General features: G+C 74.0%; 23 protein-coding genes. 18 read left to right on the top strand and 5 right to left on the bottom strand.

Annotated elements, in window-relative coordinates:
- The first annotated feature begins 20 nt into the window (after nt 1-20).
- From ACH4ZX_RS19420 to ACH4ZX_RS19375, 10 genes are all read left to right on the top strand, one after another.
- Nucleotides 21-800, top strand: a complete 780-nt coding sequence (locus tag ACH4ZX_RS19420; protein ID WP_398273837.1) for a slipin family protein — start codon at nt 21-23, stop codon at nt 798-800.
- Between the two features lie 93 nt (nt 801-893).
- A complete protein-coding gene (locus tag ACH4ZX_RS19415; protein ID WP_398273834.1) occupies nt 894-2,261 on the top strand; it encodes an alkaline phosphatase PhoX in 1,368 nt (455 codons plus the stop codon).
- A 171-nt stretch (nt 2,262-2,432) separates the two neighbouring features.
- Nucleotides 2,433-3,950 carry an FAD-dependent oxidoreductase gene (locus tag ACH4ZX_RS19410; protein WP_398273831.1) on the top strand — a complete coding sequence of 506 codons (1,518 nt, stop codon included), beginning with the start codon at nt 2,433-2,435 and terminating at the stop codon, nt 3,948-3,950.
- 241 nt (nt 3,951-4,191) lie between these two features.
- Nucleotides 4,192-5,052: a polysaccharide deacetylase family protein gene (locus ACH4ZX_RS19405; protein WP_398273828.1), complete on the top strand. Its 861-nt coding sequence runs from the start codon at nt 4,192-4,194 to the stop codon at nt 5,050-5,052.
- An 18-nt stretch (nt 5,053-5,070) separates the two neighbouring features.
- Entirely contained in the window at nt 5,071-5,247 is a 177-nt protein-coding gene (locus tag ACH4ZX_RS19400; protein ID WP_360759685.1) for a hypothetical protein, read from the top strand.
- A 41-nt stretch (nt 5,248-5,288) separates the two neighbouring features.
- A complete protein-coding gene (locus tag ACH4ZX_RS19395; RefSeq protein ID WP_398273825.1) occupies nt 5,289-5,990 on the top strand; it encodes an aminoacyl-tRNA hydrolase in 702 nt (233 codons plus the stop codon).
- Nucleotides 5,991-6,143: 153 nt separating this feature from the next.
- Nucleotides 6,144-7,616: a DUF692 domain-containing protein gene (locus ACH4ZX_RS19390; RefSeq protein WP_398273823.1), complete on the top strand. Its 1,473-nt coding sequence runs from the start codon at nt 6,144-6,146 to the stop codon at nt 7,614-7,616.
- A 130-nt stretch (nt 7,617-7,746) separates the two neighbouring features.
- Complete coding sequence (locus tag ACH4ZX_RS19385) at nt 7,747-8,565, top strand: DUF4142 domain-containing protein (RefSeq protein WP_398273820.1); 819 nt, start codon at nt 7,747-7,749, stop codon at nt 8,563-8,565.
- Nucleotides 8,566-8,710: 145 nt separating this feature from the next.
- Entirely contained in the window at nt 8,711-9,490 is a 780-nt protein-coding gene (locus ACH4ZX_RS19380; RefSeq protein WP_398273817.1) for a TIGR04222 domain-containing membrane protein, read from the top strand.
- A gap of 125 nt (nt 9,491-9,615) precedes the next feature.
- Nucleotides 9,616-11,259, top strand: a complete 1,644-nt coding sequence (locus ACH4ZX_RS19375; RefSeq protein WP_398274018.1) for an alpha/beta hydrolase — start codon at nt 9,616-9,618, stop codon at nt 11,257-11,259.
- A 90-nt stretch (nt 11,260-11,349) separates the two neighbouring features.
- Here the strand turns inward: ACH4ZX_RS19375 and hemQ are convergent, their stop codons facing one another.
- Together hemQ and hemG are read right to left on the bottom strand one after the other, a co-directional pair.
- Nucleotides 11,350-12,081, bottom strand: coding sequence for a hydrogen peroxide-dependent heme synthase (hemQ, locus tag ACH4ZX_RS19370; protein ID WP_398273814.1), 732 nt, complete (start codon nt 12,079-12,081; stop codon nt 11,350-11,352).
- A 5-nt stretch (nt 12,082-12,086) separates the two neighbouring features.
- Complete coding sequence (gene hemG, locus ACH4ZX_RS19365) at nt 12,087-13,541, bottom strand: protoporphyrinogen oxidase (protein ID WP_398273811.1); 1,455 nt, start codon at nt 13,539-13,541, stop codon at nt 12,087-12,089.
- A gap of 159 nt (nt 13,542-13,700) precedes the next feature.
- Between hemG and ACH4ZX_RS19360 the strand changes: the two genes are divergently transcribed.
- Together ACH4ZX_RS19360 and ACH4ZX_RS19355 are read left to right on the top strand one after the other, a co-directional pair.
- A complete protein-coding gene (locus ACH4ZX_RS19360) occupies nt 13,701-14,759 on the top strand; it encodes a DUF4349 domain-containing protein (RefSeq protein WP_398273808.1) in 1,059 nt (352 codons plus the stop codon).
- A 27-nt stretch (nt 14,760-14,786) separates the two neighbouring features.
- On the top strand, nt 14,787-16,178 hold the full coding sequence (locus tag ACH4ZX_RS19355) for an FAD-dependent oxidoreductase (protein ID WP_398273805.1): 1,392 nt from the start codon (nt 14,787-14,789) through the stop codon (nt 16,176-16,178).
- A 139-nt stretch (nt 16,179-16,317) separates the two neighbouring features.
- Here the strand turns inward: ACH4ZX_RS19355 and ACH4ZX_RS19350 are convergent, their stop codons facing one another.
- Complete coding sequence (locus ACH4ZX_RS19350; protein ID WP_360759151.1) at nt 16,318-16,644, bottom strand: hypothetical protein; 327 nt, start codon at nt 16,642-16,644, stop codon at nt 16,318-16,320.
- Between the two features lie 126 nt (nt 16,645-16,770).
- On the opposite strand from ACH4ZX_RS19350, the gene ACH4ZX_RS19345 reads away from it, so the two are divergent.
- Nucleotides 16,771-17,595 carry a rhomboid family intramembrane serine protease gene (locus ACH4ZX_RS19345; protein ID WP_398273801.1) on the top strand — a complete coding sequence of 275 codons (825 nt, stop codon included), beginning with the start codon at nt 16,771-16,773 and terminating at the stop codon, nt 17,593-17,595.
- Between the two features lies 1 nt (nt 17,596).
- Here the strand turns inward: ACH4ZX_RS19345 and hemE are convergent, their stop codons facing one another.
- Nucleotides 17,597-18,667: a uroporphyrinogen decarboxylase gene (hemE, locus tag ACH4ZX_RS19340; RefSeq protein ID WP_398273798.1), complete on the bottom strand. Its 1,071-nt coding sequence runs from the start codon at nt 18,665-18,667 to the stop codon at nt 17,597-17,599.
- Between the two features lie 129 nt (nt 18,668-18,796).
- Between hemE and ACH4ZX_RS19335 the strand changes: the two genes are divergently transcribed.
- From ACH4ZX_RS19335 to ACH4ZX_RS19315, 5 genes are all read left to right on the top strand, one after another.
- Nucleotides 18,797-19,477, top strand: coding sequence for a DUF3000 domain-containing protein (locus ACH4ZX_RS19335; protein WP_398273795.1), 681 nt, complete (start codon nt 18,797-18,799; stop codon nt 19,475-19,477).
- A gap of 315 nt (nt 19,478-19,792) precedes the next feature.
- Nucleotides 19,793-20,455, top strand: coding sequence for a response regulator transcription factor (locus tag ACH4ZX_RS19330; protein WP_324786662.1), 663 nt, complete (start codon nt 19,793-19,795; stop codon nt 20,453-20,455).
- Between the two features lie 272 nt (nt 20,456-20,727).
- Nucleotides 20,728-22,008 (top strand): HRDC domain-containing protein, encoded by a 1,281-nt coding sequence (locus ACH4ZX_RS19325; protein ID WP_398273792.1) that lies wholly within the window; start codon nt 20,728-20,730, stop codon nt 22,006-22,008.
- A 275-nt stretch (nt 22,009-22,283) separates the two neighbouring features.
- Nucleotides 22,284-23,501 carry an acetyl-CoA C-acyltransferase gene (locus tag ACH4ZX_RS19320; protein WP_351899109.1) on the top strand — a complete coding sequence of 406 codons (1,218 nt, stop codon included), beginning with the start codon at nt 22,284-22,286 and terminating at the stop codon, nt 23,499-23,501.
- Nucleotides 23,498-25,627 (top strand): 3-hydroxyacyl-CoA dehydrogenase NAD-binding domain-containing protein, encoded by a 2,130-nt coding sequence (locus tag ACH4ZX_RS19315; RefSeq protein WP_398273788.1) that lies wholly within the window; start codon nt 23,498-23,500, stop codon nt 25,625-25,627. The genes ACH4ZX_RS19320 and ACH4ZX_RS19315 overlap by 4 nt, the downstream gene beginning before the upstream one ends.
- Before the next feature lie 58 nt (nt 25,628-25,685).
- Here ACH4ZX_RS19315 and ACH4ZX_RS19310 read toward each other — a convergent pair whose 3' ends face one another.
- The gene (locus ACH4ZX_RS19310; protein WP_398273785.1) at nt 25,686-26,702 is read right to left on the bottom strand and encodes a hypothetical protein; all 1,017 of its coding nucleotides are present in this window, start codon (nt 26,700-26,702) and stop codon (nt 25,686-25,688) included.
- Nucleotides 26,703-26,735 lie beyond the last annotated feature (33 nt).

The raw sequence follows: 26,735 nt of genomic DNA, 5'->3' as shown, positions 1-26,735 counted from the left end.
CTCTGACGGAGGAGGTCGTCATGCTTCCGGAGCTGGTGACGGCGGTTGCCGTGGTGGGTTCCGCCGGTATCGTCTACCTCACCGCGGCGGCGCGGGTCGTCAAGCAGTACGAGCGCGGGGTGGTGTTCCGGCTCGGGCGGCTGGCCGGCGCCGCACGGCCGCCCGGTTTCACGCTGATCGTCCCGTTCGTCGACCGGATGAACAAAGTCAACATGCAGATCGTCACGCTGCCGATCCCGGCCCAGGAGGGCATCACCCGGGACAACGTGACCGTGCGCGTCGACGCGGTCGTCTACTTCAAGGTCGTGGACGCGGCGGCGGCGCTGGTCAACGTCGAGGACTACAAGTTCGCCGTCTCCCAGATGGCGCAGACCTCGCTCAGGTCCATCATCGGCAAGAGCGAGCTGGACGACCTGCTGTCCAACCGGGAGAAGCTCAACCAGGGCCTGGAGCTGATGATCGACAGCCCGGCCGTCGGCTGGGGCGTGCAGATCGACCGGGTGGAGATCAAGGACGTGTCGCTGCCGGACACGATGAAGCGCTCCATGGCCCGCCAGGCCGAGGCCGACCGGGAGCGCCGGGCGCGGATCATCAACGCGGACGCGGAACTGCAGGCCTCCAAGAAGCTGGCCGAGGCCGCCAAGCAGATGTCCGAGCAACCCGCCGCGCTCCAGCTGCGGCTGCTGCAGACGGTGGTCGCGGTCGCCGCCGAGAAGAACTCCACGCTCGTCCTCCCCTTCCCGGTGGAGCTGCTGCGGTTCCTGGAGAAGGCCCGGGAGCAGCGCCCGCTCGAGCCGTGACACGTGCTCCACGCGTGGTTCCCGGGCCGCGCGCCGGGTGATAGACACAGCGGGGTCACAGTTCCTGTCCGCCAGCAGGAAGGTTGCTGCCGCATGTCCGCGACACGACGTCAGATCCTCGCCCGCACCGGTGCCTTAGGTGCGGGCATCGCCTTCTCCGGGGCCCTCTCGGAACTGTTCGCCGGCACCGCCGCCGCCCAGGGCCTCGGCCACGTCGGCCACGGCCCCCTCGTCCCCGACCCGAACGGCCTGCTCGACCTGCCGAAAGGATTCAGCTACCGGGTGCTCTCCCGCGAGGGCGAGCCGCTCCGGTCCGGCGAGGGCGCCGTCCCCTCCCACCACGACGGCATGACCGCCCTGCCGGGCGGACACGGTCGCGTCCACCTGGTCCGCAACCACGAGAACCGCCCCACCGCGACCCACCCCGTGCCGGCCGTCGAGGGCCTCACCTACGACCCGGCGGGCAAGGGCGGCTGCACGGCGCTGACGCTGGACGCCCACGGCAGGGTGCTCGACGAGCGCGTCGCCGTCGCCGGCACCGCCGTCAACTGCGCCGGCGGTCCCACTCCCTGGGGCACCTGGCTGACCTGCGAGGAGACCGAGGACAGGGCGGGCACCAACGGCTACACCAAGGACCACGGCTTCGTCTTCGAGGTCGATCCGGCCGACCCGCACCGCACCGGCGCCGTGCCGCTGACCGCGATGGGCCGCTTCCAGCACGAGGCGGTCGCGATCGACCCGCGCAACGGCATCGTGTACGAGACCGAGGACGCCTTCCTCGAACCCTTCGGCCTCTTCTACCGCTTTCTGCCGCACCGGCCCCTCGGCGGGGCCGGCTCGCTGCGCGCGGGCGGCCGGCTGCAGGCGATGCGCGTGCCCGGCGTGCCCGACCTCTCCCCCGTCCAGGAGACGGGCGCCTCCTTCGACGGCGTCGAGTGGGTCGACGTACCGGACCCGCTGGCCGCCCAGACCCCCGTCCGGTTGCAGGACTTCGGCCCGCAGGGGGTCACGCACGCGCAGAAGCTGGAGGGCTGCTACTGGGGCGGGCGGTGCGTGTACTTCGTGTCGTCGTTCGCGCGCAGCGCCGACGGCTCGGCCGCCGACCACTACGGGCAGATCTGGCGCTACGACCCCGCGGCGCGCCGGCTGACCCTGGTGATCGTCTTCGGCCCGGACACCGACGTACAGCTGCCGGGCGAGTCCCCCGACAACATCTGCCTGGCCCCCGGCGGCGGCCTGATGGTCTGCGAGGACGGCAACGGCGCCCAGTACGTCTTCGGGGTCACCCGGCAGGGCGAGGTGTACCCGGTGGCCCGCGGCCGGCAGAACATCGGCACGCCCGAGGCCCCCGAGTGGGGCGAGTTCGCCGGGGTCACCTTCTCCCCGGACGGCCGGACGATGTACGTCAACTGCTACACGCCCGGCACGACCTTCGCGGTGACCGGGCCGTGGCGCGGATAGCGGCCTCCGGGCCCTGGCGCGGATAGCGGCCTCCGGACCCTGGCGCGGGTAGCGGCCTCCGGACCCTGGGGCGGGTAGCGGCCGTCCCGCTCCGTCCCGCGCGTCCTCCGGCCGGTGAGCCTGGGAGGCGGCCCGGTCACTGAACCCGCGGCGGCGGGGTACCCGGCGGCCATGAACGACTACCGGCAGGTCAGCGGCTCGTACTGGCTTCAGACCGCTCCCGGCCGCGCCCACCCGCCCCTGCGGGAGGACATCGGCGTGGACGTGGCCGTGATCGGCGCCGGCATGGCCGGGCTGTCCACGGCCCGGGAGCTGGCGCGGGCGGGCAGGAGCGTCGCGGTGCTGGAGGCGGACCGGGTGGCGGCGGGCGTCACCGGGCACACCACCGCCAAGCTCACCGCGCTGCACACGCTCGTCTACGACCGGCTGCGGCGCACCCGCGGCCCCGAGGGCGCCCGGCTGTACGCGCGGTCGCAGAGCGAGGCGATCGAGCACGCCGCCGCGGTCGTGGACGAGCTGGGCATCGACTGCGAGTGGGAGACGCGCGACGCGTACACGTACGTCCGCGACGAGGGCCGGGTGGACGAGGTGCGGGCGGAGGCGCGGGCCGCCCGGGAGGCCGGGCTGCCGGCGTCGTTCACCACGGAGACCGGGCTGCCGTTCCCGGTCGCGGGGGCGGTGCGGGTGACCGGCCAGGCGCAGTTCCATCCGCGCAAGTACCTGCTGGCCCTCACCGACGACCTGATCGCCCACGGCGGCCGAGTGTACGAGCACACCACCGTGCACGGCCTGGACGAGGGCTCCCCGTGCCGGCTGTCCACCGGGACGGGCGCCACGGTGACCGCCGGGGACGTGGTGGTCGCCACGCACTATCCGGTCTTCGACCGGGCACTGCTGTTCGCCCGGCTCTCCCCGCGCCGCGAACTGGTCGTCGCCGGGCCGCTCCCCGCCGGCCAGGACCCCGACGGCATGTACATCACCCCGGACGAGGGCACCCGCTCGGTGCGCACGGCGCCGCTCGGCGACGGGGAGCGCCTGCTGGTCGTCACCGGGGAGCACTTCACGCCGGGCACCGGCGACACCCCCGCCCGCTTCGACCGGCTCGCCTCCTGGGCGACCGAGCACTTCCCCGACGTCTCCCTCACCCACTCCTGGGCCACCCAGGACATCGACCCCACCGACACGGTGGCCATGGCCGGCCCGCTGCACGCGGGCGCCCGGCACACCTACGTGGCCACCGGCTTCGGCGGCTGGGGCATGAGCGGCGGCATCATGGCGGGCCGGCTGCTGACCGCGCTGATCACCGGCACGCCGTGCGAGTGGAGCGGGCTGTACGATCCGCGCCGGCTGCTGACGGCGGTGCGCGAGGCGCCGTCGTTCCTGAGGACGCAGGCCGAGGTGGCCCTCCACTTCGTCGGCGACCGGCTGCGGCCCGCACCGCCGGTGGACGTCCTGCCGCCGGGCGAGGGCGCCGTCGTACGGGTCGACGGCGACCGTCTCGCGGTCTACCGCGACGACGACGGCCGCCTGCACGCCCTGTCCCCGCGCTGCACCCACCTCGGCTGCTTGGTGTCCTTCAACTCCGCCGAACGCGCGTGGGAGTGCCCCTGCCACGGCTCCCGTTTCGACACGGACGGCAAGGTCGTCGAGGGCCCGGCGACCCGGCCGCTGGAGCGGCGGGAACTGTGAGCGGACCGTGGGACGGGCGACGCCGCCGGTGACGCCGGGCGGGTGACACGGTCACGCGAGCAGGGTGAACCGGGCCGGTGACGCGAGCCGGGTGAGGCCGGGCGGGTGAGGCCGGGCGGGTGACGCCGGGCGGGTGACGCCGGGCGGGTGACGCCGGGCGGGTGACGCCGGGCGGGTGAGGCCGGGCGAACCGGGGTCCCTGTGCCCGATCCCACCGCATCTGCGGTCCTATCGTCATACGATGATCGTTCCCGCACGGCGTCTCGCCGTCCTCGGCGTGCTCGCCGCCGCCCTCACCGCCTGCGGCACGGCCCAGGCGCCCCCGGCCGGCCGCCCGGCCGCCCGCCCGGCCCCCGCGCGGCACACAGTCGTACCCACGCAGCCGCAGCCGCCCACCCTCGCCCCCGGCCCGGCCGGTCTCACGCCCGTCTTCACCCACGGCCCCAGGACGCCGGACCGGACCGTGGCGCTCACCTTCGACGCCGACATGACCGCCGACCAGGGGGCACGGGCGGCCCGCGGGGAGCACTTCGACAACCCGGCGCTCATCGCGACCCTGCGGGCCCTGAAGGTGCCGGCGACCGTGTTCATGACCGGGCGGTGGGCCGAGCAGTACCCGGCCCAGGCGCGCGGCATCGGGCGGGACCCGCTGTTCGAGGTCGCCAACCACTCCTACAGCCACTACGCCTTCACCGGCGACTGCTACGGCCTGCCGACCGTGTCCCCGGACCGCATGCTCGCGGACGTGGAGCGGGCGTACACCGCGTTCCGCGAGGCCGGGGTGGAGCACGCGATGCCGTACTTCCGCTTCCCCGGCGGGTGTCACGACAGGCGCGCGCTGGAGGCGCTGAGCCCGGCCGGCGTCACCGCCGTGCAGTGGGACGTGATCAGCGGGGACGCGTTCGCCACGGACGCCGACGCGGTGGCCCGGCAGGTGCTGGACGGCGTGCGGCCGGGGTCGGTCGTGGTCATGCACTGCACCCGCAGCGCGGCCCCGGCGACCGAGCGGGCGGTGCGCACGATCGTGCCGGAGTTGCGTCGCAAGGGCTTCCGGTTCGTGAAGGTGTCCGAGCTGATCCGGGCCGCCACCGCCCGCCACTGACCGGCCTACGCTGGACGCATGAGCGACGACTACTGCCTTACCAGCGCGGCGAGGCCGCCCAAGGCCGACGGCCCGCCCTATGCCGAGTGCGTGCTGTGCCGGGAGCCCACGGAGTACCCGCGGTCGTACAAGGGGATCACGCTCTGCCCGGTGTGCGAGTGGCAGGAGGCGCAGCGCACCGCCTGCTCGGGGTGAGCGCGGCCCCTTTAGGGTGGGCCGGTGTGAGCGTTGATTCCATGCCCCCGAGCGAGAGCCCCTTCCGTGCCGAGCGCACCGCGCGGGACGAGGCTCCGCAGTTCGTGCTGCCCCTCGTCGTGCGGATCGAGAAGGCGGCCCCGCCCGCGCGCACCGACGCGCTGGAGACGGCCGCCCGCGCCGTGCTCGTCCTGCTGAGCGACGCGCGTTCGGCGGGCGACGGCGAGTGGGCGCAGGCGGTGCGGGACTGGCAGGACGCCCGGATCCGCAAGGTGGTGCGGCGGGCCCGCGGCGCCGAGTGGCGGCGGGCCGAGGCACTGCCCGGGATCACCGTGACGGGCGAGTCGGCGCAGGTGCGGGTGTTCCCGCCGGTGCCGCTCGACGGGTGGCCGAAGGACCTGGCCCGGCTCCAGGTGTCCGGCACCGACCTCGACGACCCGGAGCCGCCCGCGGCGGCGGACCCGTCCGGGCCCGTGCTGTGGCTGAACCCCGGCCTCGGCATGTCCGCCGGGAAGGCGATGGCGCAGGCGGGGCACGGCGCCCAACTGGCCTGGTGGGAGCTGTCGGACCAGGAACGGGCCGCCTGGCGTGACGCGGGGTTCCCGCTCGCCGTGCGCACCGCCGGTCCCGGCCGGTGGGACGGACTGACCGCGAGCGGGCTGCCGTTGGTGCGCGACGCCGGGTTCACGGAGATCGCGCCCGGCTCCTGCACGGTGGTCGCCGACCATCCGGCGCTGCGCTGAGCCGCCTGGCCGGCGAGCGCCGGGCCCAACCTCAAATGTTGCTCTGAAGGCGCCGGGTGCGGGGTTGGTTTCGGGTCGCCGGGGCCATACCCCCGTCACGCCGCGCGCCGGGCAGCCGGCCCGCGGATCGGGAGGAAGCCGAGGAGGGGGACCATGCGGCGACTGGGGACGGGCATCGGATGGCGGCCGGAGATCGCCGACGCCGTGGAGCGCATGCCGGGCATCGACTGGGTGGAGACCGTGGCCGAGAACATCTGCCCCGGCCACCTCCCCGAGTCGCTGCGGCGGCTGCGGGCCCGCGGGGTGACGGTGGTCCCGCACGGCGTCTCCCTCGGCCTGGGCGGCGCCGACCGCCCCGACGAGGGCCGGCTGGCCGCGCTCGCGGAGCGGGCCGAGGCGCTGGGGTCGCCGCTGGTCACCGAGCACATCGCGTTCGTGCGGGCGGGCGGGGCGCTGACCGCGTCCCCGCTGCTGGAGGCCGGGCACCTGCTGCCCGTGCCGCGCACCCGGGACGCCCTGGACGTGCTGTGCGAGAACGTCCGGATCGCGCAGCAGGCGCTGCCGGTGCCGCTCGCCGTCGAGAACATCGCCGCGCTGATCGCCTGGCCCGGCGAGGAGCTGACGGAGGGCCAGTTCCTGTACGAGCTCGCCGACCGCACCGGTGTCCGGCTGCTGATCGACGTGGCCAACCTGCACACCAACCACGTCAACCGGGGCGAGGACCCGGCCGAGGCGCTCGCCGGACTCCCCCTGGAGGCCATCGCGTACGTCCATGTCGCGGGCGGCTTCGAACGGGACGGCGTCTGGCACGACAGCCACGCCCACCCGGTGCCGGAGCCGGTCCTCGACATCCTGACCGACCTCGCCTCACGCGTCTCCCCGCCGGGCGTCCTGCTGGAGAGGGACGACAACTTCCCCGAACCGGCGGTGCTGGAGGCGGAGCTGACGGCGATCCGCGGGGCCGTGGAGAAGGGCAGGGCGGAGGCGACGGCGACCACCGGAGCCGTACGACCGGGCAGCGGGGCGCAGGCGACGGCGACCACCGGAGGCGGGCTGCCGGGCAAGGAGACGGAGGCGGCGGCGGCCGGAAGCGGACTGCCCGGCAGGGAGACGGAGGCGGCGGCCGGAAGCGGACTGCCCGGCAAGGAGACGGAGGCGGCGGCGGCCGGAAGCGGACTGCCCGGCAGGGAGACGGAGGCGGCGGCCGACTCGGGTGCGCGACAGCGGGTCGGGCTGGTGCAGGCCGCTCTGCTGTCCGCGCTCGTCGCCGGCACGCCCGCGCCGGAGGGGTTCGACCGGATGCGGCTGGACGTGCAGGCGCGGGCGCTGGCCGGGAAGCGGGCGGACGTCGTGGGCAAGGTCGCGCCCGAACTGCCCGTGATCCTCGGCGAGGGCTACCGTGCCGCCTTCCTCGCCTACGCCCACGGCCATCCGATGACCGGCGGGTACCGGCGTGACGCGCTGGACTTCGCCGCGCATCTGCTGCTCACCGACGGCGTCGAAGCCGGGCCCGCCCGGCGGGAGTTGCGGCGTTGGTGGCTGGAACGGTCGGGACCCGCGCCACGGTCCCGGCGGCCGGCCGTGCGGATCGCCCGGGCGGCGCGCCGGGCGCTGCTGCGCCGCTGAGCCGGCCCCTCCCCCCATTCGCCCCGTTGACGCTCATCTGACCTGGTACGGAAGGTGATACGGCCTCCGCAGTACGATGCCGGTCCGCATCCGGAGCGCACCAGCTGCGGTGGGGCAAGCAGGAGGCACCATGCGACCGCGGCCGTCGGCCAGAGGCAGAGGCAGGAACAGAGGCACAGTCGGAGTCCGAGGCATCGTCAGCGGCACCGGGATCATCATCACGGGCCTGGCGGCGACCCTGGTGGCGCTGATCTTCCCGATCTGGTCCTACGCCGACCGGTCCGGTACCGGCGTCGACGTGCTGAACGCCCAGACCATGTCGACGGCGTACGGCCCGCTGTCCGGTACCGACCGCGAGTTCGTCACGAAGGTCCGCCTCGCCGGCCTGTGGGAGCTGCCCGCCGGACAGCAGGCCCAGCAGAAGGGCACCACCGAGGCCGTACGGACGGCGGGGCGGCACCTCGTCGAGGGGCACACCTTCCTCGACCGGCGGGTCCGGGAGGTGGCGGCCCAGCTCGGACTGCGGCTGCCCGACGAGCCCAACGCCCAGCAGCAGGGCTGGCTGGCCACGCTGGACGCGGCGCGGGGGACCGACTTCGACCGGCAGTTCGCCAACATCCTGCGGCTCGCGCACGGCAGGGTCTTCTCCCTCGTCGCCCAGGTGCGCGCCGGCACCCGCAACTCGCTGGTGCGGGCGCTCGCCGACGACGCCAACACGGTGGTGCTGGACCACATCAAGGTCCTGGAGGCCACGGGGTACGTCGACTGGGACGCCCTGGCCCGTGACCTGGCCGCGGACAGCACCCCGCCGCTCACCCCGTCCCCGGCCCCGCCCGGTCCCGTCTCCGCCTCCGCCGTACCCGTCCCGGCGGTACCGGTCACGCCGTCGGCCTCGCCGGACTACCCGCTCCCACCGGCCGCCTCCAGCCCGCCCCCGCCGAGCCCGTAGCCACGCATCGTCACGTCACCGCGCCTCGTCACGTCGCCACGCCTCGTCATGTCGCCACCGGCGGAACGTCACATATCCACGACTCCGCGTCCGGATGGTGAACAGGCCATGGCGTCGCCTGGGGGCTTTGGCATAGAAACGCTGCATGTTCTGGGTTCTTCTCCTGTCGGCCTGGGCCGTGGCCGGCACGGCGTGCACGCGGCTGTGTCTGGCGGCGGCGCGCGCGGCGGCCGTGGACACCGACGCCGCAGTGGATGCCCGGAAACACGAACTGACGCTGTACGAGGCCGCGTTCCTCTCCGGCGGGCCGAGCCGGGTGGCCGACGTGGCCATGGTCGCCATGGCGCGTCAGCGGCGGCTGCTGCTCGCCCACACCGGCTGGGTGACGGTCGTCGACCCCCACGGGCGGGACGACGTGGAACGCTCGGTGATCGGCGCCGTCGGCCCGGAGGGGCAGAGCCGCATAGCGCCGGTCCGGGCAGCCGTCGCCGCGTCGGACGAGGTGGGCCGCATCGCCGACCGGCTGGTCCGCGCCGGCCTCGCCGAGCCCGACGGCGGACGGGGCAGCGTCGCGGCGGGCGTCCACCGGGTGCGCCTCGCGGCGGCGGCCGTGTCGGTCCTGTGCATGGCCGCGCTGCTGACGCCCGTTCAGGAGGGCCTGCCCCGCCATCTGGTCACCCTCTGGTTCGCGCTGCCGCTGACGATGACGCTGAGCTGCCTGGTCATAGCCCGGTTCGAGGTCCATCCGTGCTCGCGCTGGGCCGCCCCGGCCGGGCAGCGGCTGCTGTGCGCCCTGGCCCGGCGGGCGACCGGCGCCGACGACCGTACGTTCCTCACCTGCGTCGCCGTGCGCGGCGTCCGGGCCGTCGGCGAACCGGAACTGCGCGCCGCATTCGCGCACCGTGACCAGCCCGGCCGGGACTGATCCTCGCCGGGGGCGCACAGGGGCATTGGCGGCGACACCGGCGGGCCGGTGCTTGCCTTCCTCGACACGCGAACGAAACATCCCTTTTGTCGCAGCCGTGCACCGAAGGGACACCGATGACACCGATGAGAGCTCCCGCCCTCTACACGGCCGCCGGATCCTTGCTCCTGACCGCCCTGGCCGCCGCCCCGGCCGGCGGCTCGCCGGGAACGCCGGGCGCGGTGCGCGGTACGGCGGTCGCCGCCGCCCGTGCCGCGGCCGCCGGCATCCACTGGGGCACCTGCGCGGACGGCCAGGACGTGCCGGGCCGTCTGCAGTGCGGCACGGTGTCCGTACCGCTCGACTACGCCCGTCCCGACGGCCGGCAGATCCGGCTGACCGTCAGCCGGGTGCGGGCCACGCGCAAGGACCCGCGCGACAGCGAGCGCCGGGTACCCCGCCAGGGCGCCCTGGTCTTCAACCCGGGCGGACCGGGCGGCGACGGCCGGTACTTCCCGCTGATGGGTCTGATGCCGGAGTGGAAGCGCATCGCGGCGGCCTACGACCTGGTCGGCTACTCCCCGCGCGGGGTGGGCCGTTCCGCCCCGCTGTCCTGCCAGGACCCGAGGACGTTCTTCAAGGGGCCCACGCAGGCGCCCACGCACCCCTCGGAGTCGTACAAGCGGGAGCGCGTCGCCGAGGCCAAGGCGTACGCGCGCGGCTGCGCCCGGCGGGCGGGCAGCGCCCTGCGGCACTACACCTCGCTCGACAACGCCCGCGACCTGGACGTCCTGCGCGCCGCGCTGGGCGAGCGGCGGCTGACGTTCATGGGGGCGTCGTACGGCACCTACTTCGGGGCGCTGTACGCGACGATGTTCCCCTCGCACGTGCGGCGGATGGTGTTCGACGCGGCGGTGAACCCGGACCCGGAGCAGATCTGGTACCGCAACAACCTCGCCCAGTCGGCCGCGTTCGAGGACCGCTGGGCCGACTTCCGGGAGTGGACGGCCCGGCACGACGCCGTGTACGGGCTGGGGGCGACGGCCGACGCGGTGCAGCGCAGCTACGACCGGGCGAGCACGCGGCTCGCGGCCCGGCCGGCGGGCGGCACGGTGGGACCGGGGCAGTTGCGGAGCGCGTTCCTGACGGCCGGTTACTACGACGACGTCTGGCCGCTGCGCGCCGAGGCGCTCTCGCAGTACCTGAAGGGCGACCCGAAGCCGCTGATCGAGCAGGCGGCGCCGCCCCGGGAGGCGGCGGCCGAGGCGGAGAACGCGAGCGCGGTCTACACGGCCGTCGAGTGCAACGACGCGCCCTGGCCGACGGACTTCCGGGTCTGGGACCGGGACAACACGCGGCTCGCGCGGGTGGCGCCGTTCGAGACCTGGGACAACGCGTGGACGAACCTGCCGTGCGCGTACTGGCCCGTGCCGCGCCAGCGGCCGCTCGACGTGCGGACCGGCCCCGGCGAGCTGCCGCCGACGCTGATCCTGGCGGCCGAGCGGGACGCCGCCGCCCCCTACGAGGGCGCCCTGGAACTGCGTCGGCGCCTGTCGGGGTCGGTGCTGGTGACGGAGCGGGACGCCGGCACGCACGGCGTGGCGGGCGGAGCGAACCGCTGCGTCAACGGCTACCTGGAGGCGTACCTGCTGGACGGGCGGCTCCCGGTGCGACGGGCGGCCTGCGCGCCGCACCGGGAGCCGGAGCCGAGAGCGGAGCCGGAGCCGAAGCGGAATCCGCGACCGGAAACGGAGCCGGTGCCGGCGCCGGGGGCGGGCGGCGCGCGCTGACGGCGGCGCGCCGCCCGCGCCCCCGGCCGGTGCACACCGGCACCGGCGACGGACCCAGACCGGTCAGGCCCGTCAGGCCCGCCAGACCGGTCAGGCCAGCCCGGCGACCAGGTCGGCGACGGACTTGCGGCGGCCGGTGAAGAACGGGATCTCCTCGCGGACGTGCATCCGGGCCTCCGAGCCGCGCAGGTGGCGCATGAGGTCGACGATGCGGTACAGCTCGTCGGCCTCGAAGGCGAGGATCCACTCGTAGTCGCCGAGCGAGAAGGAGGCGACCGTGTTGGCGCGCACGTCCGGGTAGCCGCGGGCCATCTTGCCGTGGTCGGCGAGCATGCGGCGGCGGTCCTCGTCGGGCAGCAGGTACCAGTCGTAGGAGCGCACGAACGGGTAGACGCTGATGTAGTCGCGCGGCGTCTCGTCGGCGAGGAACGCCGGGATGTGCGAGCGGTTGAACTCGGCGGGGCGGTGCAGCGCCATGTTCGACCACACCGGCTCCAGGGCGCGTCCCAGCTTCGTGCGCCGGAAGAGGTTGTACGCGTCCTGCAGCGCGTCGCTGGTCTCCGCGTGCCACCAGATCATGACGTCGGCGTCGGCGCGCAGCCCTGACAGGTCGTACGTGCCGCGGATCGTCACGTCCTTCGCGGCGAGCTGGTCGAACAGCTCCTGGACCTCGTCGGCGTAGCCCGCGCGGTCCTCGGGCAGGACGTCCTTCAGTTTGAAGACCGACCAGAGCGTGTAGCGGATGACCTCGTTGAGGTCCTTGGCCAGCTTGCCCTTGTTCGGGATCCTGCCGGACTCGGTGGTGGGGGCGTCGTCACTCATGTCCCTCATTCTCCTGCTCCTCCGTGCAGACTCTGCACCGGGTCGGCGGTGAGCCGCCGCACACCGCCGAGGTCTCCGTCGAGCTGGTCCACGGCCGCGTGGGCGCTCGCGATGCAGGCCGGGATGCCGACGCCGTCGTACTGCGCGCCGCAGACGACGAGGCCGGGCAGCTTGGCGACGTGCTCGCGGATGCGGGCCACGCGCGCGTGGTGGCCGACCGGGTACTGGGGCAGGCCGTCGGTCCAGCGGGTGACCCGGGCCTGCAGGGGGGTGGCGTCGAGGCCGGTGGCCGCCTTCAGGTCGCGCCGGGAGACGTCGACGAGGTGGGCGTCCTCGTGCTGGAGGATCTCCGTCTCGCCGTGGCGTCCGACGGAGGTGCGCAGCACCACCACGTCCGGGGCCGCCTCGGCCAGCCAGCCCCACTTCTGGGAGGCGAACGTGGACGCCTTGATGGTGTGGCCGTCGACGGGCGGCACGAGGAAGCCACTGCCGTCGGGGAGGGAGACGTCGGCGCGGCGGTAGGCGAGGGTGACCAGGGCCATGGAGGCGTACTCGACGGTGCGCAGCTCGGCGGCGGCCGCGGGGGACTCGGCCGCCAGCAGGTCCGCGGCGGCGGGCGCGGGCACGGCGAGGACCACGGCGTCGGCGTGCAGGACCCGGTCGCCCGCGGTCACCCGCCAGCCGCCGCCGGCCTCCCGGCGCAGCCCGGTCGCCGGCTGCCCGGTGAGGATCTCGCCGCCGCGCGCGGTGACGGACTCGGCGACCGCCTCGGGCAGCGTGCCGACGCCGCCGGCGATGCCCAGGAACACCGGGCCGGTCTGCGGGTCGGCGGCGGCCCTGGCCTGGATCTCGCGGACCGCCTCGGTCAGCGAGGTGTGCGTCAGGGCGGCCCGGTAGAGCTGCGGGACCGCCGAGCGCATCGAGATGCGGTAGGCGTCGCCGGCGTACACGCCGCCGAGGAGGGGCTCGACGAGGCGGTCGACGACCTCGCGGCCGACCCGGGCCGCCACGTACTCCCCCACCGCCACGTCGTCGCCGATCTCGGTGCGGGGCAGGTCGGCGTCGCGCTCGATGCGGGCGACGCCCTCGTCGGAGAGCAGGCCGGACAGGGCCGCGGCGGTGCCGGGGACGCCCATCACATGCCCCTTGGGCATGGGGCGCAGGGCGCCGCGGGTCCAGACGGAGGCGGCCGCGGTGGCGGGCGGCTGGAGACGGTCGGCGAGGCCCACCTCGCGGGCGAGGGCGACCGCCTCGGGGCGGCGGGCCAGCATCGACTCGGCGCCGAGGTCGACGCGGACGCCCGCGATCTCACCGGCGAGCAGCTTGCCGCCGGTCCTCTCCGATGCCTCCAGGACCGTCACGCGCGCCCCGCGCTCCAGCAATCGGTGCGCCGCGGCCAGTCCCGCGATGCCCGCTCCGATGACGACGACCTGCCCGGTGCCCGTGCCTGATCCGCTCATGGGCTCCACCCTCTCAGACGCCACCGGCCCTCACGCCAGGGCCTTGTGGCCCTGTCGAGTCGTGACCGTGACCTCATCGGAACCACCCGCGCCAAACGTCCGGGCCGCCTGCCGCGTCGTAGAGAGGTAATTCGTCACAGACCCACGGGGGATGCCCACATGCGCGTACAGCGTTCCGTACGACCCGTTCCGGCCGTGGCCGGGATCCTGCTGGCCGCGGCCCTCGCGCTGACGGGGTGCAGCGCGAACGACAGCAGCAGCGACGCGGGCGGCGGCGCCGGCGAGAAGGCCGCCCAGCAGAGCGATGCGCAGGGCGGCGCACAGAGCGGCGCGCAGAGCGACGCCAAGCCGGGCGCCTCCGGTGGCGCCACGAGCGGCCGCGGAGCGTCCGGCACGCCCCGCCTGACGGCGAGCAGCATCATCCGCACCGCCTCGCTGACCGTCCAGGTCAAGGACGTGCCGAAGGCACTCGACCAGGCCCGCACCACCACCGAGAACGCGGGCGGCTACGTCGGCGAGGAGAACACCACCCGCGACGCGGACGGCCACGAGCACACGCGCGTGGTGCTGCGGGTGCCGGTGGAGAAGTACGACGGCGTCCTCACCGATCTGCAGGGCGCGGGCAAGCTCCTGGACCGCACCGCGAAGGCCGAGGACGTCACCGACCAGGTCGTCGACGTGGAGAGCCGCATCAAGTCGCAGCGGGCCAGCGTCGCCCGGGTCCGCGAACTGATGGACCAGGCCACCAAGCTGAGCGACGTCGTCGCGCTGGAGGGCGAGCTGAGCGGCCGCGAGGCCGACCTGGAGGCGCTGCTGGCGCAGCAGGCGTCCCTGAAGGACCGCACGAGCCTGGCCACCATCACCCTGTCGCTGTCCGAGACGCCGGTGAAGAAGGCCGCGGAGGACGACGGCGACCCGGGCTTCGTGGACGCCCTCGCGGGCGGCTGGGACGCGTTCGTGACGATGCTGCGCTGGCTGGCGGTGGCGTTCGGGGCGGTGCTGCCGTTCGCGGTGGTGGCGGCCCTGCTCGTGCTCGTCTGGCGGCGGCTGGTGCGCCCCCGGCTGCCGCGGCGGACGGCCGCCGCGCCCGTGCCGGGCGCGCCGATGCCGAACGCCCCGATGCACAGCGCGCCGATGCACAGCGCGCCGGTGCCGAGCGCCTCGGGCCACCTGCCGGCGGCCCGGCCGGTGCAGGAGGAGGGTGGCGAGCGGCACTGAAGTGCCGGGGGGCCGTAGCGTGTTCGCATGACGATGAGCGGTGCGAGGGAGCGACTGGTCGTGATCGGCGGCGACGCCGCGGGGATGTCCGCGGCGTCGCAGGCCCGCCGGCTGAAGGGCCCCGGCGAACTGGAGATCGTGGCGTTCGAGCGGGGCCACTTCACCTCCTTCTCGGCGTGCGGCATCCCGTACTGGGTGGGCGGCGACGTGCCCGACCGGGACCGGCTGATCGCGCGCACGCCCGAGGAGCACCGCGCGCGGGACATCGACCTGCGCATGCGGACGGAGGTCACGGAGATCGACGTCGCCCGGGGGCGGGTACGCGCGCGTGACGTCGACTCCGGGGCCGAGTCCTGGACGTCGTACGACAAGCTCGTGATCGCCACCGGGGCCCGGCCGGTCCGCCCGGACCTGCCGGGCATCGACGCCCCCGGCGTGCACGGCGTGCAGACCCTCGACGACGGGCAGGCCCTGCTGGACACGCTGGCCCGCACGCGTGGGCGGCGCGCCGTGGTGGTCGGGGCGGGCTACATCGGCGTCGAGATGGCCGAGGCGTTGATCAACCGCGGCTACCGGGTGACGGTCGTCAACCGCGGCAGCGAGCCGATGTCCACGCTGGACCCCGACATGGGCCGCCTGGTGCACGCGGCCATGGAGGGCCTGGGCATCACCATGGTCGACGACGCCGAGGTCACCAAGGTGCTCACGGGCGAGGACGGGCGGGTGCGGGCGGTGGCGACCGAGGACGCCGAGTTCCCGGCGGACGTGGTCGTCCTCGGCATCGGCGTGCGCCCCGAGACCGCGCTCGCCGAGGCCGCCGGGCTGCCCCTGGGCGCCCACCGCGGCCTGCTCACCGACCTCGCGATGCGGGTGCGCGGGCAGCAGAACGTCTGGGCCGGCGGGGACTGCGTCGAGGTCCTGGACCTGGTCTCCGGCCAGGAGCGGCACATCGCGCTGGGCACCCACGCCAACAAGCACGGCCAGGTCATCGGCACCAACGTCGGCGGCGGCTACGCCACCTTCCCGGGCGTGGTCGGCACGGCGGTGAGCAAGGTGTGCGAGCTGGAGATCGCGCGCACCGGACTGCGCGAGAAGGACGCCCGCCGCGCCGGCCTGCAGTTCGAGACGGTCACCGTCGAGTCGACCAGCCGGGCGGGCTACTACCCCGGCGCCTCTCCCATGACGGTGAAGATGCTCGCCGAGCGGCGGACGGGCCGCCTGCTCGGCGTGCAGATCGTCGGCCGGGAGGGCGCGGCCAAACGGGTCGACATCGCGGCCGTGGCCCTGACCGCCGGCATGACGGTGGAGCAGATGACGGCCCTGGACCTCGGCTACGCCCCGCCGTTCAGCCCGGTGTGGGACCCGGTGCTGGTGGCGGCCCGCAAGGCGACGGCGGCGGTGAAGCGGGGCACGGTGTAACGACGGACGGTGGAGCGGGGCACGGTGGAGCAGGGGACGGGGTGGAGCGGGACACGGGGTAGCAGGGCACGGGGTGGAGCGGGGCACGGGGTGACGGGCGCGCGGGACGCGCCCGCACGGGCGCGTCCCGCGGGGGCGCTCAGGCCGACCCGTTGATCCGCTCGATCGCCTGCCGCGCGTGCTCGGCCGGCGCCCGCGAGGGCAGCGACGACACGGACGCGCTCGCGGGCATGGCGGCGGCCGGCTGCTCCCCGGCGGGCTTCGCGTGCGCCGCGGCCGGCCGCGCGGACCGCAGCCGGTGGCTCACCGCCTCGTCCAGCGTCACCGGCCGCTGCATCTGCGAGGCCAGCCGTCCGGCCTCCTGGCCCAGCCTGGCCACGTCCTCCCAGGGCAGACGGACCACGAGGGCGAGCTCCGCCTCACCGTCGGGCAGTGCGTGCACCGCAGGAGTAACTCGGTCGTTCATCGCCTGTTTCCTCACGTCGTCCCCGCGACCCGCCTTCCCCGCGCCGCGGGCGGTTGAGGAGACATACGCACGCGCGCGGGCCGCCGTTCACGGGTTCGCGGGGCCGATCCCGGGCAGTAGTCCGTTGTGGTCATCCCCGTTCATGACGTGAACCCGGTGCGGCGCACCCCGTGGGTGACGTACACGCTGGTCGCCGCGAACGTCCTGGTCTTCCTGTACACGCCCGGCCTCGCCGGTTCCGTGGCGGGCGACAGCAGCCTGTCGCAGCTGTGCCACCTGCAGGCGTTCCTCGACCACTACGCGGCGGTGCCGCGGGAGTTGATCCACCATCAGATGCCGCGGCTGGTGCCGACCGGCGACGTCGCCGTGGGCGCGCACGGCGCGGGCTGCGTGGTGGCCCCGCCGGACTACGACAAGTCCCCGCCGGTGTCCGTCTTCACCGCGATGTTCCTGCACGGCAGCTGGCTGCACCTGCTGGGCAACATGCTGTTTCTGATGATCTTCGGCAACAACGTCGAGGACCGCATGGGGCACGTCCGGTTCACGCTGTTCTACCTGGTGTGCGGCTACGCGGCGTCGTACGGCTTCGCCCTGTTCAACGCCGACTCCACCGACCCGCTGATCGGCGCGTCCGGGGCCATCGCGGGTGTGCTGGGCGCCTACCTCGTGCTGTATCCGAGAGCCAGGGTGTGGGTGCTCGTGCCGTTCCTGGTCTTCCTGCCGCTCAGGCTGCCGGCCTGGCTGGTGCTGGGCTTCTGGTTCGCGCTGCAGGCGGTGTACTCCTCCGGCGGGGGCGTCTCCGCCGCCGGCACCGTGGCGTACGCGGCGCACGTGGTCGGCTTCGTCGTCGGCATGCTGCTCGCCTGGCCGCTGAAGCCGGGCACTCCCGCGCCGCCGGAACCGCCCGGCCTGCTGTTCGGCAGGCAGGCGCGGCCCCGGCAGACCTGGTAGGTCAGCGCGCGGTGTGCGTGTGGACGTATTCCACGAGCCGGGTGAGCGCGTCCGGGTCGGTGGACGGCATGACGCCGTGGCCGAGGTTGAACACGTGGCCCTCCAGGCCGGCCGCGGAGTCGAGCACCTCGCGGGTCTTCGCCTCGACGGCCTCCGTGGTGGCGAACAGCACCGTCGGGTCGAGGTTGCCCTGGAGCGCCTTGCCCGGGCCGACCCGCCGGGCGGCCTCGTCGAGCGGGACGCGCCAGTCGACGCCGACGACGTCCGCGCCGGCCTCGCCCATCAGCTTCAGCAGCTCGCCGGTGCCGACGCCGAAGTGGATGCGCGGGACGCCGTACCCGGCGACGGCGTCGAAGACCTTGGCGGAGGCGGGCATCACCGAGCGGCGGTAGTCGGCGGGGGCGAGCGCGCCGGCCCAGGAGTCGAAGAGCTGGACCGCGGAGGCGCCCGCCTCGATCTGCACCTTCAGGAAGGCGGCCGTGATGTCCGCGAGGCGGTCGAGCAGGTCGGCCCACAGCTCCGGGTCGCCGTACATCATCGCCTTGGCGTTCTCGTACGTGCGCGACGGGCCGCCCTCGACAAGGTAGCTCGCGAGGGTGAAGGGGGCGCCGGCGAATCCGATGAGCGGGGTCGGGCCGAGCTCGCGGGTCAGCAGGCCGATCGCCTCGGTGACGTAGGAGACGTCCTCGGGGGTCAGGTCGCGCAGCCGCGCGAGGTCGGCGCGGGTGCGGACCGGCTGCTCGACGACCGGCCCGACGCCGGGCTTGATGTCGAGGTCGAGGCCGATGGCCTTCAGCGGCACGACGATGTCGCTGAAGTAGATCGCCGCGTCCACGCCGTGCCGGCGCACCGGCTGCAGCGTGATCTCGGTGACCAGGTCGGGCCGCATGCAGGAATCGAGCATCCCGATGCCCTGGCGGACCTTGCGGTACTCCGGCAGGGAGCGCCCGGCCTGCCGCATGAACCACACCGGCGTGTGCGGCACGGGCTCGCGCCGGCAGGCCCTGAGGAAGGCGGAGTCGTACGTGGCTGTCGGCTGCGGGCGGGCCGCGGGGGTGTCGTTGGCACTCACGGGGGAAAGTCTCGCACGACGCGGGCCGCCGCCCGTCGCCAAGGCCGGGGCACCGCGCGGCCGGTCCGGCGTCGCGGGCCCGGGGTGTCTAGGCCCGCGCGGAGCCCCGGTTCCCTTTAACCTTCCCGCATGGCTGCGGCTCAGGAACGACTGTCGGACGGCGCTGGCGACATGGACGACGCGAAGGACACCGGGGATGCGGACCGGCATGCGAGCACCACGGCTCCGCCGGCCTTCCGGGCCGCGGTCGAGGCGCTGCGCGGCAGCCGGCTGCGGCCCCAGATCGAGGTGGAGCCGACCCGCGCGCCGCAGCGGCTGGCGCCGTTCGCGTACGCGCTGGAGGCCACGGTCGTCGACGGCGACCAGGACCTGGCCGACGGCCGGCTGGTGCTGCTGCACGAGCCGGAGGGGCACGACGCCTGGCGGGGCGCCTTCCGGCTGGTGACGCTGGTGCGCGCGGAGCTGGAGCCGGAGATGGCCGCCGACCCGCTGCTGCCCGAGGTGTGCTGGTCGTGGCTGACCGGCGCGCTGCAGGCGCGCGGGCTGGCGTGCGGCGAGCCCAGCGGCACGGTCACGCGGGCGAGTTCCCACTACTTCGGCGGGCTGGCGGAGCGCCCCGCCGCCTCGCAGATCGAGATCCGCGCCTCCTGGACGCCGCGCGAGGGCCTGGGCGGCGTCCCGGACACGGCCGGTCACCTGGCCGCCTGGTGCGATCTGCTCGCACAGGTCGCCGGGCTGCCGCCGGCCGGGCCGGGCGACGCGTCGGTGGTGACGCTGCCGCAGCGGCGCGGACCGCAGTCCCCCCGCTGACCACGGCGGTCCCTCCACTGACCACGGCGGTCCCTCCACTGACCAGGGCGGTCCCTCCACTGACCGCGCCGGCCTCCCCCCTGACCACGGCACTCTCCCCGCTGACCACCCTTTTGCCCATCTCTTTGTCGATACGGCCACTTTCAGTCATAGGTGACCCCTCGAACGAACCGATTCGCTCACCGAACGATCGACAGCCTGTCCGAATTGCGCAGATTGTTACTCACTAAATCGTGATCTTTTTCTAAAGGCCCGGAGGTTTGGTGCCGAAGACGACTTTGACCTACAAAGCCGTCCCACCCCCCAGGAGGCCTGGTGTCCGTTCTCCTCGAGCAGCCCGCAAGCCTGGTCGCCTACCGCCCGAACAAGCCGACCGCCATGGTGGTCGTGGCCGACCCGCGCGTCCGCTCCACCGTCACCCGCCACCTGTGGGCGCTCGGTGTGCGCGACGTCATCGAGGCCTCGTCCGTCGCGGAGGCTCGTCCCCGCATCGGCAACCCCCGCGACATCTGTGTCGCCGACGTCCACCTGCCCGACGGCTCGGGCCTCACCCTCCTGTCGGAGACCCGTGCCGCGGGCTGGCCCAACGGACTCGCCCTCTCCGCCGCCGACGACATCGGCGCCGTGCGCAACGCCCTCGCGGGCGGTGTGAAGGGCTACGTCGTCACCGGCACCCGTACCAACGTCGGGCTCCCCACCCGGCCGGGCGCCGCTCCCATCGGCGCGGCCGCCGCCCGGCTGCACCGCCGTCACCCGGGCGCCCCGAGCCACCCTGGCGGCTACCGCGAACTGTCCGGCCGTGAGGTCGAGGTGCTGCGGCTGGTGGCGGAGGGCCAGTCGAACAAGGCGATCGGCGTCTCCATGGGCCTGTCCGCGCTGACCGTCAAGAGCCACCTCGCCCGCATCGCGCGCAAGCTCGGCACCGGCGACCGCGCCGGCATGGTCGCCGTCGCCCTGCGCACCGGCATCATCCACTGACCCCGACCGTCCGCACCGTCCGGACCCGACCGTCCGCACCGTCCACCGACCCCGACCGTCCGCAGGCCGCGGACACCGGCCCCGATCGTTCACCGGACACCGCCCCCGACCGTTCACCGGCGTGAACCGGACCGGCCCCCGAGCCCCGTCCGCCCGCCCGTCCACGTCGTGAACCGGACGTTTCACCTTGCTGACCGGTTTACGACCCCCAGGCGCCCGCCGACGGAACGTTACGTCGGCGGGCGCTGTCCACACACAGATACCCTTGACAGGTGACCGACGCCCAAGAGACCGCAGCAGACATCTCACTGCGAACCACCGGAGGCGCCCCTCCGGACGACGGCGGATCTACTGACGAAGGGGCGCCGATTCCTCTGCTGGAGCCGCGCGAGGGCATTCCGCCCGTCACCGCCGACGAGGACGCGCTGGCCGAGGTGATCGGCGCCTTCGCCGCCGGCACCGGGCCGGTGGCCGTCGACGCCGAGCGCGCCTCCGGCTACCGGTACGGCCAGCGGGCCTACCTCGTCCAGCTGCGCCGCGAGGGCGCGGGAAGCGCGCTGGTGGACCCCGTGGCCTGCCCCGACCTCTCCGGTCTCGGCGAGGCGCTGGCCGACGCGGAGTGGGTGCTGCACGCGGCCTCCCAGGACCTTCCGTGCCTGCGGGAGATAGGCATGGTGCCGGCCCGGCTGTTCGACACCGAACTCGCGGGGCGCCTCGCCGGGTTCCCGCGGGTCGGACTGGGCGCCATGGTCGAGGGCGTCCTCGGATTCGTCCTGGAGAAGGGACACTCCGCCGTCGACTGGTCCACCCGCCCGCTGCCCGAGCCGTGGCTCCGGTACGCGGCGCTGGACGTCGAGCTCCTGGTGGACCTGCGCGACGCGCTGGAGAAGGAGCTGGAGCGGCAGGGCAAGCTGGAGTGGGCCCTGCAGGAGTTCGACGCCATCGCGGCCGCGCCGCCCGCCGAGCCGCGCAAGGACCCCTGGCGCCGCACCTCCGGGATGCACAAGGTGCGCCGGCGCCGGCAGCTCGCCGTGGTGCGCGAGCTGTGGCAGACCCGGGACCGGATCGCCCGGCGGCGGGACGTCTCCCCGAGCAAGGTGCTGGGCGACGCCGCGATCGTCGAGGCGGCTCTCGCGATACCGGCCAACGTGCACGCGCTGGCCGCGCTGAACGGGTTCGGGCACCGCATGGGACGACGCCAGCTGGAGCAGTGGCAGGCGGCGGTGGACCGCGCCAAGGAACTCCCCGACACCCAGCTGCCGCAGCCGGGCCAGCCGGTGACGGGACCCCCGCCGCCGCGGGCCTGGGCCGACAAGGACCCGGCCGCCGCGGCACGGCTGTCGGCGGCGCGGGCCGCGGTGTCGGCGCTGGCGGAGCGGCTGAACATGCCGCAGGAGAACCTGATCACGCCGGACACGGTGCGGCGCGTGTGCTGGGAGCCGCCGCAGGTCGTGGACGCGGAGTCGGTGGCGGCCGCGCTCACCGGGCACGGCGCGCGGCCCTGGCAGGTCGAGCAGGTCACGCCGGCGCTGGTGACAGCCCTGTCCGCCTGACCGCCGCGCGGGGCTCCTGACGCCGCCCGGCGCCGTCCGACGTCGAGATCACGCCAAGATCCTGGTCCGGCACGCCGAGGAAGGAGACACGGAAGCCGTTGACGGCCCTCCCCCTCGCGGGGGTCGGCGGCGGCGCCGTGGGGTCCGTTCGGGTGTGACCTTCGCCGCTCCAGCCGTTGGGGGTGTGCAGCAGTGTTACCCACAAGTAGCATAGGCCTGAGCGCGCGCTCAGCGTGCCGCAGCAGTGCCATCCCGCACCCTGGAGGAGAGCCATCGTGCCTCGTACTGTCAGGGACGTCGTGTTCGTCGACGGCGTCCGCACCCCCTTCGGCAAGGCGGGCCCGAAGGGCATCTACCACGAGACCCGCGCCGACGACCTGGTCGTGAAGGCGATCCGGGAGCTGCTGCGCCGCAACCCGGGCCTCGACCCGAAGAAGATCGACGAGGTCGCCATCGCCGCGACCACGCAGATCGGCGACCAGGGTCTGACGCTGGGCCGCACCGCCGGCATCCTCGCCGGCCTGCCCCAGTCGGTGCCCGGCTACTCCATCGACCGCATGTGCGCGGGCGCCCTGACCGCCGTGACGACCACGGCCGGCTCCATCGCGTTCGGCGCGTACGACGCCGTCATCGCCGGCGGTGTCGAGCACATGGGCCGCCACCCGATGGGCGAGGGCGTCGACCCCAACCCGCGGTTCGTCAGCGAGAAGCTGGTCGACGAGTCCGCCCTGTTCATGGGCATGACGGCGGAGAACCTGCACGACCGCTTCCCGCACATCACCAAGCTGCGCGCCGACGAGTACGCGGTGCGCTCGCAGGAGAAGGCCGCCAAGGCGTACGCCAACGGCAAGATCCAGGCCGACCTGGTCCCGATCTCCGTACGGCGCACCAGCCCCGAGGCCGGCGAGACGGGCTGGGGCCTGGTCACGGCCGACGAGCCGATGCGCCCGGGCACCACCCTGGAGAACCTGCAGGGCCTGAAGACGCCGTTCCGTGTGCACGGCCGGGTCACCGCGGGCAACGCGGCCGGTCTGAACGACGGCGCGACCGCCTCGATCATCGCCTCCGAGGACTTCGCCCGCGAGAACGGCCTGCCGGTCAAGATGCGCCTGGTCTCCTACGCCTTCGCGGGCGTCGAGCCGGAGGTCATGGGCTACGGCCCGATCCCGTCGACGGAGAAGGCCCTCGCCAAGGCGGGCCTGTCGATCGAGGACATCAACCTCTTCGAGATCAACGAGGCGTTCGCCGTCCAGGTCCTGGCCTTCCTCGACCACTACGGCATCGCCGACGACGACGAGCGCGTCAACCAGTACGGCGGCGCCATCGCCTTCGGCCACCCGCTCGCCTCCTCCGGCGTCCGCCTGATGACGCAGCTGGCCCGCCAGTTCGAGGAGCAGCCGCACGTCCGCTACGGCCTGACCACCATGTGCGTCGGCTTCGGCATGGGCGCGACGGTCATCTGGGAGAACCCGCACTTCGAGGGGGACAAGTGAGCACCACCGCCGAACTGCTCAAGGGCGCGGCCGAGCTGTTCCCGGACGAGGTCGTCACGAGTGCGCACGTACGCCACTTCGACCTGCCCCTCAACGCCGGCCGTTTCGCGCTGATCACGCTCGACAACGGGCACGACCACACCAAGCCGACCACCCTCGGCCCGCAGTCGCTGGCGAACATCGACGCCGCCATCGACCAGGTCGAGAAGGAGGCCGCGGACGGCGAGATCGTCGGCGTCGGCGTGACCGGCAAGCCGTTCATCTTCGCCGTCGGCGCCGACCTCAAGGGCGTCGAGCTGCTCAAGCGGCACGAGGACGCGCTCGCCATCGGCAAGGGCGGCCACGACGTCTTCAAGCGGCTGTCGAAGCTGGCCGTCCCCACCTTCGCGTACTACAACGGCGCGGCCATGGGCGGCGGCGTGGAGATCGGCCTGCACTGCACCTACCGCACGGTGTCCGCGGCCCTCCCGGCGTTCTCGCTGCCCGAGGTCTTCCTCGGCCTGGTGCCCGGCTGGGGCGGCTGCACGCTGCTGCCGAACCTGATCGGCGCCGACAAGGCCGTCTCGGTCATCATCGAGAACAGCCTCAACCAGAACAAGCAGCTCAAGGGCAAGCAGGTCCACGAGCTCGGGATCGCCGACGCACTGTTCGAGGGCGCCGACTTCCTGGAGCAGTCGCTGATCTGGACGGCGTCCGTCCTCAAGGGCGAGATCGTCGTCGAGCGCCCGGTGATCGACCGCGGCGATGCCTGGGACCAGGCCGTCGCCAAGGGCCGCTTCGTCGCGGACTCCAAGGTGCACGGCGCGGCCCCGGCCGCCTACCGCGCCCTCGACATCATCGCCGCCGCCAAGAACGGCGACCTCCAGCAGGGCTACGACGCCGAGGACGAGGCGCTCGCCGACCTCATCATGGGCGGCGAACTGCGCGCCGGCATCTACGCGTTCAACCTGGTGCAGAAGCGCGGCAAGCGCCCGGCCGGCGCGCCGGACAAGTCGCTGGCCCGCCCCGTCACCAAGGTGGGCGTCGTCGGCGCCGGCCTGATGGCCAGCCAGCTCGCCCTGCTCTTCCTGCGCCGCCTGGAGGTCCCGGTCGTCCTGACCGACATCGACCAGGAGCGCGTCGACAAGGGTGTGGGCTACGTCCACGCCGAGATCGACAAACTGCTCGCCAAGGGCCGCGTCAACCAGGACAAGGCCAACCGCCTGAAGGCCCTCGTCACCGGCGTGCTGGACAAGGCGGAGGGCTTCGCCGACGCGGACTTCATCATCGAGGCCGTGTTCGAGGAGATCGGCGTCAAGCAGCAGGTGTTCGCGGAGGTCGAGGCGGTCGCCCCGGCGCACGCGATCCTCGCCACCAACACCTCCTCCCTCTCCGTCACGGAGATGGCGTCGAAGCTGAAGAACCCCGAGCGGGTCGTGGGCTTCCACTTCTTCAACCCGGTCGCGGTCCTCCCCCTCCTGGAGATCGTCCGGGGCGAGCAGACCGACGACGCCTCCCTGGCGACCGCGTTCGCGGTGGCCAAGAAGCTGAAGAAGACCGCGGTCCTGGTCAAGGACGCCCCGGCGTTCGTCGTGAACCGCATCCTGACCCGCTTCATGGGCGAGATCCAGAACGTCATCGACGAGGGCACCCCGGTCGAGGCCGCCGAGAAGGCGGTCGAGCCCCTGGGCCTGCCGATGTCTCCCCTGGTCCTCCTCGAACTGGTCGGCCCGGCGATCGGCCTGCACGTCTCCGAGACACTCCACCGGGCGTTCCCGGACCGCTTCACGGTCTCCGAGAACCTCGCCGCCGTCGTCAAGGCGGGCAAGCGCGGCTTCTACGTCTACGACAGCGGCAAGCCGGAGCTGGACCCGGAGGTCGCCGCGCTGCTGAAGCAGGGCGACACGGTGCTGACCGAGGAGCAGGTCCGCGACCGCGTCCTGGACGCGGTCGCCCAGGAGATCGGCCTGATGCTCGACGAGGGCGTCGTCGCCGAGGCCCAGGACGTCGACCTGTGCCTGATCACCGGCGCCGGCTGGCCCTTCCACCTGGGCGGCATCACGCCGTACCTGGACCGCGAGGGCGTCTCCGAGCGCGTCAACGGCAAGAAGTTCCTGGCCCCGGGCCTGGCGTCGGTCCCCGCGTAACCGCCGCACACCCCTGAGGAGGGCCTCCGCCGCGCGGCGGAGGCCCTCCTTCGTCTCCTCAGGCCTCCCGCCACGCCTCCAGCGCGAGGCCCGGCTCGTCCTTGCGGCGGGTGAGCAGCAGGCGGCCCGCGGACGGGGACAACGTTGCCGCCACCACGCGGCCGTCCTCGTCGACGGCCGCCGACACCTCGGCGTCCGCGGGGAGTTGCGGTCCGGACTCCGCCCACCAGGCGCCGGCCGACTCCTGCTCGGTCGGGTAGGCGGCGAAGGCGACGCGACCGCTCGCCGAACGCTGGGCCAGCAACGTGCAGTCGTAGCCGTCGAGTTCACAACGCACGGCACGCACCGGGCCGGGGCCCGCGGAGGGCAGCAGGGCGGCCGGCTTGGAGCCGGGGCGCCAGGCGCACAGGTCGCCCGACTCGGCGGTGTAGAAGAGGGTCGTGCGCTCCGCGGAGGTCGCCAGCGCGTACAGGGTGCCCGGGCGGACCGGCGCCTCCAGCGCCTCCTGGAGGACCGGCCGCGCGCCCGGCTCCTCCTGCCGCCAGTGCAGGATGCCGCCGGGCACGGCCGCGTACAACTGCACGCGCCCCGACTCCCCCGTCACGGCCGCCAACCCGTCCTGTACGTCACTGCCCTTGAGGTCCCGCCAGGGGTCCCAGCCGCCCTTCTCCCTCTGGGCGACCATGCTCACCCCGCCGCCCCGGTTGCGGACGAAGACGTGGCCCCGGCCCTGCGCGTCGACCGCCACGGCGGGCGTGCCGGTGACGGCGCCCTTCTTGTTGGGGTGGCCGACCGGGGCCCAGTCGAGGGCGGCGAGCCGCGGCCGGAAGTGGGTGGAGTGGACGAGGCCCGCCTCGCCGGAGCCGGTGGGCCGCCACGAGACCAGGTGGGCGTACCGGTCGGGGCCCTGGCCGACGGCGCACGAGCCGAGCAGTCTCTGCTCGCCGCCGACTCGGCGGGCGGGCGACCAGGGGCCGCCGGGCGCCCGTTCCGCCCGGCACAGGACCGCTTCGCCCGCGGACAGGTAGACACTGAGCCGGCCGTCACGGCCGCGCAGGAGCCAGTCGCCGTTCACCGGTTCACTCTAAGCGTGCGGCTCCCTGGGCGG

This window comes from Streptomyces sp. NPDC020490 (genome assembly GCF_044335305.1).
In the GTDB taxonomy this organism is placed as follows: Bacteria; Actinomycetota; Actinomycetes; order Streptomycetales; family Streptomycetaceae; genus Streptomyces.
Note: the sequence above shows the minus strand (reverse complement) of the source record. Positions and strands in the feature narration are given on the sequence as shown.